The 16193-nt window shown below is 66.5% G+C and carries 14 protein-coding genes; 7 read left to right on the top strand and 7 right to left on the bottom strand.

What is annotated here, in order from left to right:
- Positions 1-139 precede the first annotated feature (139 nt).
- The gene (locus OU416_RS04240; RefSeq protein ID WP_270925492.1) at positions 140-1708 is read right to left on the bottom strand and encodes a solute symporter family protein; all 1569 of its coding nucleotides are present in this window, start codon (positions 1706-1708) and stop codon (positions 140-142) included.
- Positions 1705-2109 (bottom strand): DUF485 domain-containing protein, encoded by a 405-nt coding sequence (locus OU416_RS04235; RefSeq protein WP_270925491.1) that lies wholly within the window; start codon positions 2107-2109, stop codon positions 1705-1707. The genes OU416_RS04240 and OU416_RS04235 overlap by 4 nt, the downstream gene beginning before the upstream one ends.
- A gap of 795 nt (positions 2110-2904) precedes the next feature.
- On the opposite strand from OU416_RS04235, the gene OU416_RS04230 reads away from it, so the two are divergent.
- From OU416_RS04230 to OU416_RS04215, 4 genes are all read left to right on the top strand, one after another.
- Positions 2905-5820 (top strand): sensor histidine kinase, encoded by a 2916-nt coding sequence (locus OU416_RS04230; RefSeq protein ID WP_270925490.1) that lies wholly within the window; start codon positions 2905-2907, stop codon positions 5818-5820.
- A gap of 34 nt (positions 5821-5854) precedes the next feature.
- Positions 5855-6295, top strand: coding sequence for a roadblock/LC7 domain-containing protein (locus OU416_RS04225; protein ID WP_093160007.1), 441 nt, complete (start codon positions 5855-5857; stop codon positions 6293-6295).
- 7 nt (positions 6296-6302) lie between these two features.
- Positions 6303-6884: a DUF742 domain-containing protein gene (locus tag OU416_RS40265; RefSeq protein WP_372907210.1), complete on the top strand. Its 582-nt coding sequence runs from the start codon at positions 6303-6305 to the stop codon at positions 6882-6884.
- Positions 6885-6953: 69 nt separating this feature from the next.
- The gene (locus OU416_RS04215) at positions 6954-7559 is read left to right on the top strand and encodes a GTP-binding protein (RefSeq protein ID WP_093357111.1); all 606 of its coding nucleotides are present in this window, start codon (positions 6954-6956) and stop codon (positions 7557-7559) included.
- A gap of 61 nt (positions 7560-7620) precedes the next feature.
- On the opposite strand, the gene OU416_RS04210 is transcribed toward OU416_RS04215, so the two are convergent.
- Positions 7621-8685 (bottom strand): S1C family serine protease, encoded by a 1065-nt coding sequence (locus OU416_RS04210; protein WP_270925488.1) that lies wholly within the window; start codon positions 8683-8685, stop codon positions 7621-7623.
- A 468-nt stretch (positions 8686-9153) separates the two neighbouring features.
- Between OU416_RS04210 and OU416_RS04205 the strand changes: the two genes are divergently transcribed.
- The 3 genes from OU416_RS04205 to OU416_RS04195 all read left to right on the top strand — a co-directional run bounded on the left by OU416_RS04205 (position 9154) and on the right by OU416_RS04195 (position 12009).
- Positions 9154-9810, top strand: coding sequence for a hypothetical protein (locus OU416_RS04205; RefSeq protein ID WP_270925487.1), 657 nt, complete (start codon positions 9154-9156; stop codon positions 9808-9810).
- 496 nt (positions 9811-10306) lie between these two features.
- Complete coding sequence (locus tag OU416_RS04200; protein WP_270925486.1) at positions 10307-10534, top strand: DUF3311 domain-containing protein; 228 nt, start codon at positions 10307-10309, stop codon at positions 10532-10534.
- The gene (locus OU416_RS04195; protein WP_270925485.1) at positions 10531-12009 is read left to right on the top strand and encodes a sodium:solute symporter family protein; all 1479 of its coding nucleotides are present in this window, start codon (positions 10531-10533) and stop codon (positions 12007-12009) included. Before OU416_RS04200 ends, OU416_RS04195 begins: the two co-directional genes overlap by 4 nt.
- 57 nt (positions 12010-12066) lie before the next feature.
- On the opposite strand, the gene OU416_RS04190 is transcribed toward OU416_RS04195, so the two are convergent.
- The 4 genes from OU416_RS04190 to OU416_RS04175 form a co-directional block, all read right to left on the bottom strand.
- On the bottom strand, positions 12067-13011 hold the full coding sequence (locus tag OU416_RS04190) for a patatin-like phospholipase family protein (protein WP_270925484.1): 945 nt from the start codon (positions 13009-13011) through the stop codon (positions 12067-12069).
- Between the two features lie 65 nt (positions 13012-13076).
- A complete protein-coding gene (gene arfB / locus OU416_RS04185; RefSeq protein ID WP_270925483.1) occupies positions 13077-13508 on the bottom strand; it encodes an alternative ribosome rescue aminoacyl-tRNA hydrolase ArfB in 432 nt (143 codons plus the stop codon).
- A 125-nt stretch (positions 13509-13633) separates the two neighbouring features.
- Positions 13634-14995: a serine hydrolase domain-containing protein gene (locus OU416_RS04180; RefSeq protein WP_270925482.1), complete on the bottom strand. Its 1362-nt coding sequence runs from the start codon at positions 14993-14995 to the stop codon at positions 13634-13636.
- An 80-nt stretch (positions 14996-15075) separates the two neighbouring features.
- The gene (locus tag OU416_RS04175) at positions 15076-16122 is read right to left on the bottom strand and encodes a CPBP family intramembrane glutamic endopeptidase (RefSeq protein ID WP_270925481.1); all 1047 of its coding nucleotides are present in this window, start codon (positions 16120-16122) and stop codon (positions 15076-15078) included.
- Between the last annotated feature and the right edge of the window lie 71 nt (positions 16123-16193).

Raw genomic sequence — 16193 nt, 5'->3', positions numbered from 1 at the left:
ATTTCTCAAAACGCGGCGAAAGGACCCGGAGGCATTTCACCTCCGGGCCCTGCGCTCAAGCCCGACCACACCTCGACAGTGCGGCGGGAGCGGCTGCGAGCATGGGAACCTTCCTGTCACCCACCCCCGAAACCGCAGGTCAGGACGATCCGATGCCGGTGAGGGAACGGACCTCCATCTCCGCGGTGCGCCGCGGGTCGCTCTGCGGGCCGCCGAGCAGCGTGCCGACGACTCCGCACAGGAACGAGATCGGGATCGACACGATGCCCGGGTTGCTCAGCGGGAACCACGCGAAGTCCACGTCCGGCAGGATCGAGTCGGGTGTGCCCGACAGCACCGGCGAGAAGATCACCAGCACCAGGCACGAGCTCAGTCCGCCGTAGATCCCCCACAGCGTGCCGCGGGTGTTGAACCGCTTCCAGAACAGCGAGAACAGCAGCGTCGACAGGTTCGCCGAGGCCGCGAAGGCGAACGCCAGGCCGACCAGGAACGCGATGTTCTGGCCGTTGACCAGGATCCCGCCGACGATCGACGCCGCACCAATCACCAGCGCCGTCCACCGGGCCACCCGGACCTCCGAATCGGGGTCGGCAGCACCGCGCTTCAGCACGTTGGCGTACACGTCGTGCGCGAACGAAGCGGACGCCGTCAGCGTCAGCCCCGCGACCACGGCGAGGATGGTGGCGAACGCGACCGCCGCGACGATCCCCAGCAGCACCGTCCCGCCGACGCGGAAGGCCAGCAACGGCGCGGCGGAGTTCTCCCCGCCTGGTGCCGCGAGGATCGCCTCGGTGCCGTTCACCGCGCCCGCGCCGAACCCGATCACCAGGGTGCACAGGTAGAAACCGGCCATGGTCACGGTCGCCCACACCACCGAGCGGCGCGCTTGCAGCGAGTTCGGCACGGTGTAGAAGCGCATCAGCACGTGCGGCAGGCCTGCGGTGCCCAGCACCAGGGCCAGCGACAGCGACACGAAGTCCAGTTTGGTCAGTTCGTTCTCGCCGTACTTCGCGCCCGGCGCGAAGATCCGGTCGCCCAGCGGGTTCCGGTCGGCGGCGTGCTGCATCAGCGAGGTCATGCTGAAGCCGAACTTGCCCATCAGGAACAGGGTCAGCATCGCGGCGCAGAGGATCAGCATGCCGGCCTTGATGATCTGCACCCACGTGGTGCCCTTCATCCCGCCGACCAGCACGTACACCACCATGACCAGTCCGACGGAGGCGATCACCAGCGCCTGCCCGCCGGCGCTGTGCACGTCCAGCAGCAGCGCGACGAGGCTGCCCGCCCCGGCCATCTGGGCGATCATGTAGACGAACGAGATCATCAGCGTGGACACCGCGGCCGCGGCGCGCACCGGGCGCTGCTTCATCCGGAAGCTGAGCACGTCGCCCATGGTGAACCGGCCGGTGTTGCGCAGGAGCTCGGCGACCAGCAGCAGGTTCACCAACCAGCCCACCAGGAAGCCGATGGAGTACAGGAAGCCGTCGTACCCGTAGATGGCGATAGCTCCGGCGATGCCCAGGAACGACGCGGCGGACAGGTAGTCGCCGGACAGCGCGATGCCGTTCTGCGCACCGGTGAACCGGCCACCCGCGGCGAAGTAGTCGGAGGCGGTGCCACCGCTGTTCACGCGGTACACCACGTACAGCGTGATCAGCACGAACACGCCGAAGATGCTCATGTTGAGCACCGGGTTGGCACCGATCATCGCGGGTCCTCCCCGGTCACGTCCCGGTGCAGCGCGCGCACCCGCGGGTCGACGTGCCGCGCGGCGTAGCGCAGGTACAGGACGATGATCAGGATCGTGGTGGCGAACTGGCCGACGCCCATCACCAGCCCGATGTTGATCTCGCCGATCAGGCGGATGCTCATGAACTCCGGCAGGTAGGCGGCCAGCACGACGTAGCCGAGGTACCAGATCAGGAAGGCCGCGCTCATCGGGAAGACGAAGCGGCGCAGCCGGGATCGCAGCTCGTGGAACTCGGGGCGCTGCGCGATCTCGGCGTAGTCGGGGGGCCCGGCAGGCCGGGCGGCGGACTTGTCGATCTGACCGAAGGTCGCCGCCGGCGCGGCGGGCGGCACCTGCGGCAGGTGGGTTGCGTTGGGCATTCGTCCTTCCAAGCAGATCTTCGCGTGGGCACGGATTTCCACCGACGTGTCGAAGTCCCCCCACGTCCGCCGACCGGTTCCGCGAATTCGCGAAGCCCGGGCCGACGACCGCACTGCCCGCAATGCCAACCGGCCCGGAAGTCTAGCCAGCGAATCGGCGGCCACCGACCCCCACAACGACACAGCACACACATTGATGAACTCTTCGATCACGGAATGTGGTCAAAATTTCGCGCCTTCTGAAGATTCACTGCCTCATCCTGAAGCAGCCAGCACACGAAAACCTGCTCGACGTACGACATTCCAGCAGTACAGAGGCGGTTTCCTGAGATTACAGCCAAAACCGGGCAGCTCCGCGCACCCCAACAAGCCGCTTGAGCTGGAACATCTCCCTATCGGGTGACTAAAGCACTTGAGCGCACCACAGAAGTGGACACGATCAGTGTTCACAACCCGCGCCACGCCTGGAAAAACGATCATGATCCGAGCATATTCGCTGGTCAGGCAACCAAATTCACGCAAAACGGAAGATCGTCCGAATGCGGTAGTGTTCTGCCACCGACGACCCGGCGCACAACACCCGATACCAGCCGCGAAACCCCGAAACCATCGCAGGCTGCCCGGCCGCCGACGTCGAAGACCGCACCCGGCCACCCGCGAAAACCCCGAACGCAGGCAGCGCCGCCAGCCATCGAGAAACCGCCGCACGCCCCAACCGAACGGCGCAGCCTGCCCACCACACGAACGCGCCGTCGGTTGACGAAACATCCGGCGGGCGCGGGAAAGGACTGCGTCGTGAGCAGCGGACTCGAGGACACGCCCACGCACGTGTCACGGGCGTCCACGTGGCCGCGCGCCACCACGAAGGTCGCCGCACGGATCACCGGGTGGCGCGACTGGAAGCTCCCGGTCAAGATCGGGGCCGTCGTGCTCGTCCCGGTGATCTTCGCACTCGTGCTGGGAGTGCTGCAGATCCGCGGCCAGATCTCCCAAGCCGACGAGTACGGCAAGATGGACCGGATCGTCACCGCAGGCACCGCAGTGCGCACCGCGGTGCAGGACCTGCAGTGGGAACGCACTGAATCCACCGACTTCCTGGTGCACGGGCGAACTGCCGAACCGCAGGTCAGGGACCGCATCGCGGCCACCGACCGCGCACTCGAAGCCGCCCGCGGTGCCCTGCGCGCCGCCCCCGACAACGATGCGGTGCGATTCGCCCGGCAGGAGACGAACCGGCAGATCGCCGAACTCGCCCCGACGCGGAACCGGGTGCTCCGCCACACGCTCGACCCGGACGAGGCGATCCAGTCCTACACCGAGGTCATCGGCGACCTGCTCGCCCTGGACCGCACCCTGCTCAGCCAGATCTCGTCCGCGCAGCTGGTGTCGCCCGCGACCAGCGCGCACGAACTCGCCAAGATCCGGGAGGAGATCCAGCTCCAGCAGGCACTGCTGCTCACCGGACTGACTCGCGGCAAGTTCAGCGAGGACAACCTGACGCAACTGGACGCCAGCGAATCCCGCCGCAGCGCTGCGGCCAAGGAATTCCGCGCCGCGGCCTCCCTGCCGAACCGCATCTCCTACGACCAGCTCTACGCCGACCCCCGGTTCCCGGCCCGGGAGACCTCGGTGCAGCTGGCGATGGCCGAGCGCAACAACTCCCGCGCCCAGCTCTCCTCCGCCCTCGTCTCGCCAGCGATCTGGCACGAGCAGTCGCTGAACGCCCTGAGCGCACTCGGTGCGCTGGGCAGCCAGCTGGACCAGCAGCTGCACGAGACCGCCTTCAACCTGCAGGACAGGGCCAGCAACCTGGCCGGCTTCGAGTCCGTGATCCTGCTGTCCGCGCTGCTGATCGCCGGTGCCATCGTGGTGGCCGTCGCCCGGCACCTGCTCGGTTCCCTGGACCTGTTGCGACGCAGCGCGCTGGACACCGCCAACCACCAGCTGCCCAGCGCGGTGGCCGACCTCCGCGCCGGGCACGCCCCGCGATCCCCGGTCGAGCAAGTGCCGGTGAACACCGCCGACGAGGTCGGCGACGTGGCGCGCGCTTTCGACGACGTGCACACCCAGGCGGTCAACCTCGCCGCCGAACAGGCCGAACTGCGCCGCAGCTACAGCGATTCCTTCGTCAACGTCTCGCGCCGCAGCCAAAGCCTCCTGGAGCGGCAGCTGCGCCTGTTCGAGCAGCTCGAACGAGATGAGGAAGACCCCGACCAGCTGGCCACCCTGTTCCAGCTGGACCACCTGGCCACCCGGATGCGCCGCAACAACGAGAACCTGATGGTGCTCTCCGGAACCGACCTGGCGCGTCGCTTCACCCAACCGACCAGCCCCGCCGACCTGGTCCGCGCGGCGGTCTCCGAAATCGAGCACTACCCGCGGGTGATCGTCCAGCCGCTGCCCGACGTCAAGATCGTCGGCTACGCGGCCAGCGACCTGGTGCGGCTGCTCGCCGAGCTCATGGACAACGCGGCGAACTTCTCCGCGCCCCACACCCAGGTGACGGTCTCCGGACACCGGCGCGGAGACGGATCCCTGGTCATCGACATCGTCGACCAGGGCATCGGCATGAGCGAACCCGACCGCGCGGAGACCAACACCCGGCTGGCCTCCGACGGCGAACTCACGCTGTCCACGTCCCGGCGCATGGGCCTGTTCGTGGTCGGCCGCCTCGCGGCCCGCCACGGCATCCACGTGGAACTGCACCCGGGCGCCGAGAGGAAGGGCTTGCGCGCGGCGGTGACCATCGGCCCGGAACTGCTCGCGGACGCGGTGAACCTGCCGCAGCCGAGGACCAACGGAGCCACCACCCACCCCGAGCACGCCAGCGATGCCCTCGTCGAGGAGTTCGACTGGGAAGCGGCCGAACAGGATGCGGCGAGCCCCATCCGCAACGGCTACCACCTGCTCCGCCCACCGCGCGACGCAGAACCGGTCCCGGAACAGCGCGACGTGGCCAACGTCCAGGACGAACCCCAGCCCGACGGCTCTGCCAACGGTGCCGCAGAGCCCACCCCGATCTTCGACGACCTCGCTTCGGCCTGGTTCCAGGCGGCTCCCGCCGCCGACCACACCACCCCCCACTGGCCGCCGCCCGGGGATGCGAGCAAGGGAACCTTCCTGTCACCCGGGTCGACAGGAAAGTTCCCTTCCTCGCAGCCGACGCACAACGGCAGCAACGGGCGGGTCTGGGCTTTCGCCAGCGACGAGGCGCGGCAGCGGGCTCAGGAGGTCGCGGCGGCGGAGCCGACCAACCACACCTCCGCTGGGCTTCCGCAGCGCATTCCGCTGGCGAACCTGGTCGCCGGGAGCGCTGAGGTTCCCGGGGCGGAACAGCCTCGACCGCAGCGGAACCCGGACGTCGCACGCGGTCGGCTGACCAGCTTCCAGGCCGGACTCCGCCGCGGTCGGCACCGCCAGCGAGCGGAACCGGAGAACTCCGCCCCGGCCATCGAGCAGGCAACGGCAGCGGAAAGCGAAGCCGAACCTCCTGCTCCCCAGCGCGATCAGGAGGTTTCAGACCACACCCCTGCCGGGCTCCCCCGGCGGGTCCCCAAAACCCAACTGCTCCCGGGAACAGTCACCGAGGTGGCCCAGCCTCGCCGCGACGCCGACATGATGCGCGGTCGGCTGGCCAGCTTCCAACGCGGGGTCCGCGAGGGAAAGCACAGCCTCCGCGACCCGCAGCGTTCGGCCGACGAACGGCTGTGACAACCCGCGTCAGTGAGGAGGACAGGAAACGCCAATGAACGCGAACAACTCCCAACCGAGCCAGTTCGGCTGGCTGGTCACCGACTTCACCGAGCGAGTCCCCGGCGTGGCGCACGCCGTGGTGGTCTCGGCGGACGGACTGCTGCTGACAGCGTCGGCGAAACTTCCCACCGATCGCGCCGATCAGCTCGCCGCGGTCGCATCCGGACTGCTCAGCCTGACTCAAGGAGCGGCGAGGTGCTTCGAAGCGGGCACGGTGAGCGAAACCGTGGTCGAGATGGAACGCGGCCTCATGCTGCAGATGGCGATCAGCGACGGCTCATGTCTCACCGTGCTCGCCGCACCGCACTGCGACATGGGCCTCATCGCCTACGAGATGGCGTTGCTGGTCGAACGAGTCGGACAGATCCTGACCCCTGAACTGCGCTCTCAGCTGCAAGGATCAAGTCGGGTGATGACTGGCCAGTCAGTGTGAGGACGGCATGAGCACAGGTCCGGAATCATCCGGGCGACACCATTGGGACGACCACGAGTCACCCCAGGCGGACGCCTTCGCCGAGGTCTTCAACCGGTTCACCCTCGACAGCGGACGACGCGGCCGTCGGCGCAAACGCGCGCCAGAACAGGTGGAGCAGCAAGCCCCGGCACAACCCCCCGTGCCGGAACCGCCGTGGCCTCGGGAGGCCGAAGAAGCACCACAACCAGCTGAACCAGTGCAGGAGGAGACCTCGGCCACCTACATCCGGCCGTACGCCTGGACTGGTGGGCGGACTCGCTCGAACTATCGCCTGGAACTGGAAACCCTCGTCTCGACCAGCGAGTTCTGCCACCCGAGCCGGTTGCAGCGGATCGAGCACCACTCGATCGCCGAGATCTGCCGCCACCCCCGATCGGTGGCCGAGGTCGGAGCGCTGCTCGGTGTTCCGCTGGGCGTGGCGAAGGTCCTGGTCGGCGACATGGCCGATCTGGGGCTGGTCACGGTGCACCAAACGGTCAGCGAATCCGGCACCACATCGCACTTCATGTTGATGGAGAGGGTTCTGAGCGGTCTCCGCCGACTCTGACTCCTCCGGCGCGGGCCTCGTGGCGCAGCGCAGGACACCAGCTCGACACGACAACTGAGGTTGGCAGAAATGACCCCCGAAACGCGATCTCGACCTGGGCACCCCACCACCAGGCCCACAACCGCGACCTCGGCGAAGATCGTCGTCGCAGGCGGCTTCGGCGTCGGCAAGACGACGTTCGTCGGGTCGGTGTCGGAAATCGTGCCCCTGACGACCGAGGCCGTGATGACCGAAGCGAGCAGCGGCATCGACGATCTGCACGCCACCCCGAACAAGAACACCACCACGGTGGCGATGGACTTCGGCCGGCTCTCCCTGGACACCGACCTGATCCTCTACCTGTTCGGAACACCCGGCCAGCAGCGGTTCTGGTTCATGTGGGACGACCTGGTGCGCGGCGCGATCGGCGCCGTGGTGCTCGTGGACACCCGGCGACTGGCGGACTGCTTCTCGGCCATCGACTTCTTCGAAGACCGCCGACTGCCCTACATCGTCGGCCTGAACTGCTTCGACGGCATGCTGCGCCACCGCGTCGAAGAAGTCCGCGAGGCAATCGCGATCCCGGCCGACGTGCCGATCGTCACGTGCGACGCCCGCAACCGCGGCTCCACCCAGCAGGCGCTCATCACCCTCGTCGAGTACGCCATGAAGTGGTGGCTCCAACGCACCGCTTGAACGGCTGAAAGCATGGGAACCTTCCTGTCATCGCGAGGAAGGTTCCCATGCTCGCGCACGCTCAGCGCCCACCGGGAACCGAGCCGTAAGGTGAGCCGTAGGGGTCCTGCTGTTCGTAGCCGGAGTCGGTTTGGCCCGTGGTTTGCGGAGCCTTGTCCTGCTGGCTGCCCAAGGTGACCTCGACATCGCGCGGATTGTTGCCCTGAGCATCGGTCACGGTGAGGGTGACCTTCGCCCCGGGTGCGTTCGCGCTGATCTGGGCGACGAGATCGGCGAAGCTGCTGACGTTGCGCCCGTTGACCTTGGTGACCGTTTCACCGGCCTTGATACCGGCTTGCTCCGCTGCAGATCCGGATACGACGGAGCTGACCGATGCTGCACCGGTGCCGCTGTCGGTTCCGGTGACTCCCAGCTGGGGCTTGGTCGCCACACCGCCGTTGATGAGCTCGTTGGCCACCCGGCTGGCGGTGTCGATCGGGATCGCGAAACCCAATCCGATGTTCCCCGAGTTCTGCCCGCTGGAGAGGATGGCCGAGTTGATCCCGATCACCTGGCCGTCCAAGTTGACCAGCGGTCCGCCCGAGTTGCCCGAGTTGATCGACGCATCGGTCTGGATGCCGTTGTAGATGACGGGCTGGCCGTTGTCGCCCTTGGCTTCCACCGTGCGGTTCATGGCGCTGACGATTCCGGACGTGACGGTCCCCTCCAGCCCGAGCGGAGACCCGATGGCGACCACCTGCTGCCCGACGGTCAGGGAGGAAGATTTGCCGAGCTCAGCAGGGGTGAGTCCAGTAGCACCATCAAGCTTGATCACAGCGAGGTCGTAGGACGGTGACGTGCCGACGACCTGCGCGCTCTTGACCGTTCCGTCTGGCAGTGTGACAGCGATCTGACCGCCGCCGTCGACCACGTGGTTGTTGGTCAGCACGTAGCCGTCCGGAGTCAGAATGACACCGGTTCCTTCAGCACCGCTACGCCCCGAGCGAACGGCGATGTCCACTGTGCTCGCAGAGGTCTTGCTCGCCGCGAACTGCACCGTTCCGTTCTCCGCATTCACCTGAGTTCCGGTCACAGGATCGTGCTGGGACAACACGGCCGACGAGCTACCCGAGTCCGCGAGCAACATCCCGCCGCCCAACCCGACGCCACCTCCGATAACGCCCGCCACCAGCGCAACGGCGACCAGAGCTCCCCACCGTCGACGTTCAGCTGTAAGCGGCTGGCCAGGAGAGACACCTGGAATCGGATGAGCCGCAGCAGCGCTCTCGTGTCCGCCTACGGATCCCCCTCCCGAAGCGAAGTCACGCTCAGGACCACCGTGTTCCGGCATTTCGCCGGGGCCTCTGCTCGTCGTCATGCACCGAGCCTGCCCCGCGAACCTGAGAACCACCTTGGCTCAAGCTGTTGATTACCACCCAAACCAGGACCACGTGTGCAGTCGGGCCGAGCATGGGAACCTTCCTGTCAGGCTGGTGAGAGGAAGGTTCCCATGCTCACCTCATAGCTCACCGATCGAGGATTCAGGTGCCCGACACGGGACCAGAACCGAGAAACCTCCCGGACCATGAGCTGCGGAGGTCGGATATTGCAGAGCATGCAGAAAACGACCAACGCAATCGAATCGCGTTTCCAGCGACGGGTGTACCGCGTCGTGGAAATCGAGAAGCTCGGGATCTCCCAGTCAACGACGTATCGACGTGCCCGCGCCGACGGCCCCTGGACGCGCCTCGCTCCTGGCGTGGTGCTGGTCGCACCTGGGCCGCCGACGGTTCACGATCGCATCCAAGCTGCGCTGCTTCGTGCCGGTCCAGGTGCCGTGGTCACCGGCCTCGTGGCTGCCCACCTGCATGGGATCACAACCTCACCCAACGACGTGGAAGTGCACGTGCTGATCCCGCACGGCCGGAAGATCCAGAGCTACACCGGTACGCGATTCGAACGCACCACCAGGCTTCCGGAACCCACCTACGTGAACGGGATTCCGGTAGCCCCGCCAGTTCGGGCAGTGATGGATGGTGCCCGAACTTTCCGCACCCGGGCATTCACCCAACGACTGCTCCACGACGCGATCCGCAAGGAGACCCGCTGCAAGCTCAACGACCTGATCACTGAAATGGAGCTCGGCTGCCGGCGAGGCACAGCAGTGCCACGCGCGATCCTGCGCACCTTTCAGGGCGGCACGACGCCTCTGCCCGGGCTCGCAGCGAGTCCAGCACGACCAGCCAACACGGTGCAACGCACTGCTGCTTGAGGTTGCAGGCAACAAACGTCTGGTGCCCAGAGGTGACAGCAGGCACGATGCCATGCATCGACAGCAGTCGGTGGAGGTGCCGTGGATACCACCGGACAACGGCCAGTGCTGGTCACAGCTGAACGGACAGTCATGGCTGACCAGCCGCAGGCCGATCACCCACTACCTGCTTTGACGGTTCAGGGCGGGAAAGTGGTCGCCGTCGGTGCCCATCGGCGACCTCTGCCACCGCATGCCCGAAACAGCTCTGACGACTGATGATGTCGACACATCGCAGTCAACCGTCTCGCTGCATCCGGGCACCGTGCCTTGCGCGACGCATGCATCCGATAGGACGAGTCGGTCCCAGGAGCCTGGTTGGCTTCGCCGTCCTTCCCGTTGCAGACTTCGTGACGAACCCGACGTCCCCTGGCGTGGTGCGGTGCGAGCAAGGGAACCTTCCTGTCACCCGTCGAAGCTTTCTCGCCGTGTTGGGATGCGGTCCTCGGAGGGACTAGTGCTGAAGAAACGCAAATCGCTGTGGTGGCTCACAGGGCCGGTCCTGCTCTACCTGGTGGCCCTTCCGCTGTACAACAGGGTCGATCCGGTCGTTCTGGGCCTGCCTTTCTTCATGTTCTGGATGCTGGTGGCAACCTTGCTCACCCCTGCTTGCATCTGGCTCGCGGCGCGTAAGGATCCGCTGTGGCGGGCTGACAGGGATCGCGATCGGGGTGATTCCGAATGAGCTCGAACGCTGTGGTCTCCATCGGCGTGTTCGGCGTGTTCATGATCGGCACGATCGTTCTGGGCCTCCTCTCGCTACGCGGGCGGGATCGGGCGAACCTGGCCGAATGGTCGGTCGGCGGCCGGAGCCTCGGCGTGGTGCTGATCTTCGTGCTCATGGCCGGTGAGACCTACACGAGCTTCAGCTACCTCGGTGCGGCGGGTTGGTCCTACGACTACGGCATGCCGGTGTTCTACTTGCCCGCCTACCTGGCGATCGGCTTCGCCGTCGGCTACATCATCGGCCCGATCCTGTGGCACTACGCCCACCGCAACAACCTGCACAACATCACCGACATCACTTCGTTCCGCTTCGACTCACCCTGGTTCGGCGCGGCTGTGGCGGTCCTGACCACCGTCTTCCTGCTGCCGTACATCCAGCTCCAGATCACGGGAATGGGCGTCGTCGTCTCCACGATCAGCTACGGAACGATCAGCTTGGGGACCGGCTACCTCATCGCCTTCGTGGTGACCGAGGCGTTCATCATCTTCTCCGGGCTGCGCGGCAGCGCATGGGTGTCGATCCTCAAGGACAGCCTGGTGATCATCACCCTGCTGGCGGTCTTCATCTACGTTCCCGTGCACTACTTCGGCGGGATCGGCCCGATGTTGGATCGTCTCGTCGCCGAACGTCCACAATGGCTCGTTCTGCCGGGCCAGGGCAAGGAGTCCCTGGGGATGCTGTGGTTCGCCACCACGGGACTGCTCAACGGCGTTGTCTACACGATCTTCCCGACGACGGTCGCCGGTTACCTCGGTGCGAAGAACCCCGGTGTGCTCCGGCGCAACGCGATCATCATGCCCTTCTACCAGGTCTTGCTGTTCGTCCCCATCCTCCTGGGGCTGGCCGCGGTGTTCGTGGTTCCGGGATTGAGCGATTCGAACCTCGCCATGTTCGAGCTCGTCGTCGATTCCATGCCTGCGTGGATGGTCGGGCTGGTCGGTGTCGCCGGAGCTCTCTCATCGATCGTCCCGATGGCTGTCTTCATGCTCGTGATCGGGACGATGTGGGGCCGTTCGGTGCTGGGAGTGCATCCGCGGACCGCTCCTCACCAGAAGCGACTCGCGCAGCTGGTGACGTTCCTCGTCGGCTTGGTCGCCTTGCTGTTCACCTTCATCTCGCCGAGCACGCTGGTACAGCTCTCGGTGCTCTCCTACCAAGGTTTGGCGCAGCTGCTGCCAGTGGTGCTGATCAGCCTGCTGTGGAAGCGAATGACGGTCGCAGGAGCAGCGAGCGGACTCGTGGTGGGTGTGGTCGTCGTGGCGGTGCTCGTCAGCACCGGGAACGATCCGTGGCTCGGCATCAACGCCGGCCTGATCGGACTAGTGACGAACATCGCGGTAAACGTGCTGGTCAGCCTGGCTCGCCCGGCAACAGCCCCTGCCGAACGGCTGGCAGTCGACGAACTCGCCGAGGTTCGATCCGGCCGAAGCTGAAGCGCGGGAACCTTCCGGGCAGCCGGGTGACAGGAAGGTTCCCATGCTCGCATCAGGTCACGGCATCGCCGGGGCGACGTCGGAGACCCCGAACTGACCGTCCTCGATCGGGTGTCCGCCAATGTCGACTGGCCCTTCCGGGACTGGCTTCGCGGACGGATACCACCGGCGGGCGATCTCCCAAGCTGCATCGATCAGCGCGCTGGCGTGCGCGAACGAGTACGGCGAGAGACCCACCACCGATGGGGCGGGGACGATGTAGAGCTCGCAGCGCGTTGCGTTCAACTGCATGTCCAGTCTTGCCGCGGACAGCATCGCCGCGCCGAGTGCGGCACCGTTCACCCCGCCCACCGATCGCGGTGGAACCCTCGGCGTCGGCCAGGTCGCGATCGCACCGATTCCGCGTTTCGACTGGTTGTACTCGAAGCGTTCCGTTCCACCGCACGGCAGCACGAAGACGCGTTCCGCTCCTCGCTCGACGGCACGGCTGATCGGCATGAAAACCGCCGGACCACCATCGACGAGCCACCGGTTACCGATCTTCACGGGCGGGAACATCCCCGGGATCGAGCACGACGCGACCAGCGGCGGCAACGCCGGGCCCGACTCGTAGTAAACGGGATCACCGCTGTCGATGTCGGTCGCCGTGACGGTCACCGGGATCTGCGCGTCCTCCAACCGCCGGAACGGGAGGTTGTTGTGCAACCAGCGGGCCAGACCGTGATTGCCCATCACATGGTTGGACAAGCCGAGTTTCCCCGCGAGGATCCGCGACGGCTGGATGGGGAAGACATCCGTTCGCCGCATCGAAGTCCATATTTCGCGCAACTTCGCCGCACCGTTCGGCGAGGGGTTGCCCGCCAGCCAGGCAGCGTTGAGCGAGCCGGCCGACGTGCCGACGAGCAGGTCTGGCTCAACACCCGCTTCGAAAAGCGCGGAGACCAGTCCAGCCTGGATCGCTCCGAAAGTGGAACCGCCCGGCAAAACCCACGCTGTGCGCATCAGCAGTGCCCTTCCGCTCTCGTTCTGCTGTTGAGGCTAGTCGTTAGTGGCACATCGGCAGCTCATCAGTCGCCTGGATCACCCCGACGGCGCTGACGCTTCACCTCGGAACGCTGCTTCTTGCTGGTCAGCCGCCGCTGCTGGGATCCCCTCGTCGGCTTGGTTCGTCGCCGTGCAGGCCCGGGCGGAGCGACCGCGTCCGCCAGCAAGGCGGCCAGTCTCTGCCTGGCTGCCTGACGGTTGGCCAGCTGCGCACGGTTCTCCGACGCCACAACCGTGATCACACCATCGACGAGCCGCTTCGCAAGTCGGTTCGCGGCTCGCTGCCGGAGGAATTCGGGCATCGACGTCGACCTAGCGAGATCGAAGGAAAGTTCGACCCGCGAGTCGGTCGTGTTCACACCCTGCCCACCGGGCCCTGATGACCGCGAAAAGCGCTCGGAGAGCTCGGCCGCGGGGATGCGCCAACGGCTGGTGATGGGGAGGTCTCCGGACATACCGAACAGCATGCCTCACGCCGCAGCCCTGCTCGCGCCAGCCCATTGAGGGGCTTCGGAGCATGGGAACTTTCCTGTCACGGATGACAGGAAAGTTCCCATGCTCCACCTCCCTGCGGGACTGATCACTGGCCGTGACGCCAGCCCGCCACACCTCCGGGAACCGGGGCCTCGCTGGCGTACGGCGTGCGAGTGAAGATGAACGTGTTCAGGTTGAGGTAGGTGGGAATGCCCTCCGCATCCCTGCCGATCTCCAGGATTTCCCCCGCGTAGTAGCCGTCCAGACCGGTCCAGGTGCCGTCCGAGTTGGCGCGGAACCGCGATGCCCGGCCCCGGCCCTTCGACGGGGCGAGGTCGAGCAGGCCATCTGGACGGATCCGCAGCGCGTAGGGGCTCGGGCCCCAGTACCACTCACCGGTGAGTTCCAGCAGCCGCATGTCCACGTCCGCGCTGGGCTCCCAGGCTTCGGGGATTCGCGGCTCGTGCTGGGCGAGCAGGTCCAGCAGGTCCGTGGAGAACGTCCCGCTCATCCCGGAGGTCGTGTTCGCCAGGTAGATCACGCCAGTGGCGTCGTCCGGATCCGACCAGAGGTTCGCGACGAATCCGGGCATCGACCCGGTGTGCCCGGCCAGCCGCCGTCCCCGGTGCCGCATCAGCTGCAGCCCGAGCCCGTAGCCGCCCCGCCATTCCGGACCGTCGTCGACCGAACCGGGCGAGCGCATTTCCAGGACCGTGTCGGGGTGCAGCACTTCGCCGGTGTCCCCGCCCACGAACCGCACCCACGTGACCATGTCGTCGAACGTCGACCACAGCTGGCCCGCCGGGGCCATTGCTCCCGCGTCTTCTGCCGGTTCGGAGAGCACGACATCCGCCCACGGGTGGACGGCCAAGCCCTCGGCGTGCGGAGCGACCGGTTCCAGAGTGGTGCGCTTCATACCCAGCGGCGCCAAGATCTCGCGCTGCATCACCTCGTGCCAAGGGGCACCGCGCAGCCGCGAAACCAGCTCTCCCAGCACGCCGAAGCCCACGTTGGAGTAGTGGAAGCCGTGGTTCGGTGTGGGGCGAAGTGCGCTCTCATCGATTCCCGCGAGCAGCTCGGCTGCGTCGCCTCCGGGCGTCCGTTCCCACCACTGGCCGGCCGGCTCCGCTGTCAGCCCACTGGACTGCGCGAGCAGCGAACCGATGCTGCGCTTGCCGATCGCGGTTCCCGGCAAGTAGTCGTCGAGCCTGTCGGCCAGGTCGAGCCGGCCTTCATCCCGCAGGCGCATCACGAGCACCGCGACGAACGTCTTCGTGATCGAACCGATCCGGTACTGGGTGTTGGTGTTCGAAGGCCGCCCGCCGACCTTGCCCCGGGAATCGACCCAGATCGTTTCACCATCCCGGACCAGCCCCGCGATCAGCGAGGGGACCCGGTTCTCGCTCTGCTCCACCGCCAGGCGCCGCAGCAGGGCGCGCTGGGTGGAGGGCAGCAGACTCGTCAACATGCCTCCATGCTTTCACCCACCGCTGTCGTGGGATCGACGTGCGGCAGGTGACAGGAAAGTTCCCATGCTTGCGCCCCAGATCATCGGCGGCTGCGGCGGTTGACGCCACGGGATATTCCGCTCTTCTCCACCTGGAATCGCACCGGGAGCTTGCCGAGCAGCAGGAGCACCAGGATGAGCAGGGCCAGGACGATCCAGCCGGTCCAGCCGAGGAGCCCGACCGAGGCGTTGTCGACCGCGTGCCCGGCCTCGCTGAAGACGATGGTCAAGCCGGCTGCCGCGTTGAGGAAGCCGTGGGCGATCGCTGCCGGCCAGACACTTCCGGTGGCCAGCCGGAGCCAGCCGAGCAGCGTTCCGACCAGGATGCAGAAGAACATCATCATCATGAACGCGACCACGATCGGAACTGTCGGGTAGTTGAACCCGAGGATCAGCACAGGACCGTGCCAGAGTCCCCAGAGCACGCCGGTGGTGAGGAACGCCCCGGGCTGTCCGAGCGGCAGGAGGGCCTGCACCAGGTATCCGCGCCAGCCGAGCTCTTCGCCAAGAGCAGGGATGACCTGCAACCAGCCCAGCCCGAATACCTGGGCGATCTGGATGAGCGCCAGCGTTCCCGGCGAGGTCTGCGGCTCAGCACCGATCACGCCGGTCCCGAACTGCTCGGACAGCCCGGAGAAGCCCGTCCAGTCGGCCTTGTAGATCCCGAGCAGGTAGCCGACGAGGAGCGCGAGCACCATGGCCAGCGGGGGTCCCAGCCAAGCGATCAGGACGTGCGGCCACCACTTCTTGATGCCACCGGGGTTGGTCAGTCCGATGCTGCGCAGCGGGTGGGGGCGCGGGCTTATCCACTTGCTGACCACCAGTGCGGCCACTGCGGGCATGAACATCATGACGAGGAGCACCACCGGTGCCCAGGACCACGACAATCCTTCGCCGGTAAGCCACAGCGGCAAGGTCAACAGCCACGCCGGCAGGTATGCGATCACGACAAAGCTGACAACGCCGCGAACATCGACTCGATCTTGCTCGGTGCTCACGGAAGCATTCTGCCAACCGTTTCTGAGGCCAAGCTGAGTGCTGAGAGCGTGGGAACTTTCCTGCCAGCCGCCTGACAGGAAGGTTCCCATGCTCTCAGACCGGGCCTGGTCGTCCAGGCACGAAGAAGGGAACCTCCCCGTCAACGAGTGACAGGAAGGTT

The sequence above is a fragment of the Saccharopolyspora indica genome, assembly GCF_027853965.1.
GTDB classification, from domain to species: Bacteria; Actinomycetota; Actinomycetes; order Mycobacteriales; family Pseudonocardiaceae; genus Saccharopolyspora; species Saccharopolyspora indica.
This window is presented reverse-complemented; position numbering and strand designations above follow the sequence as displayed.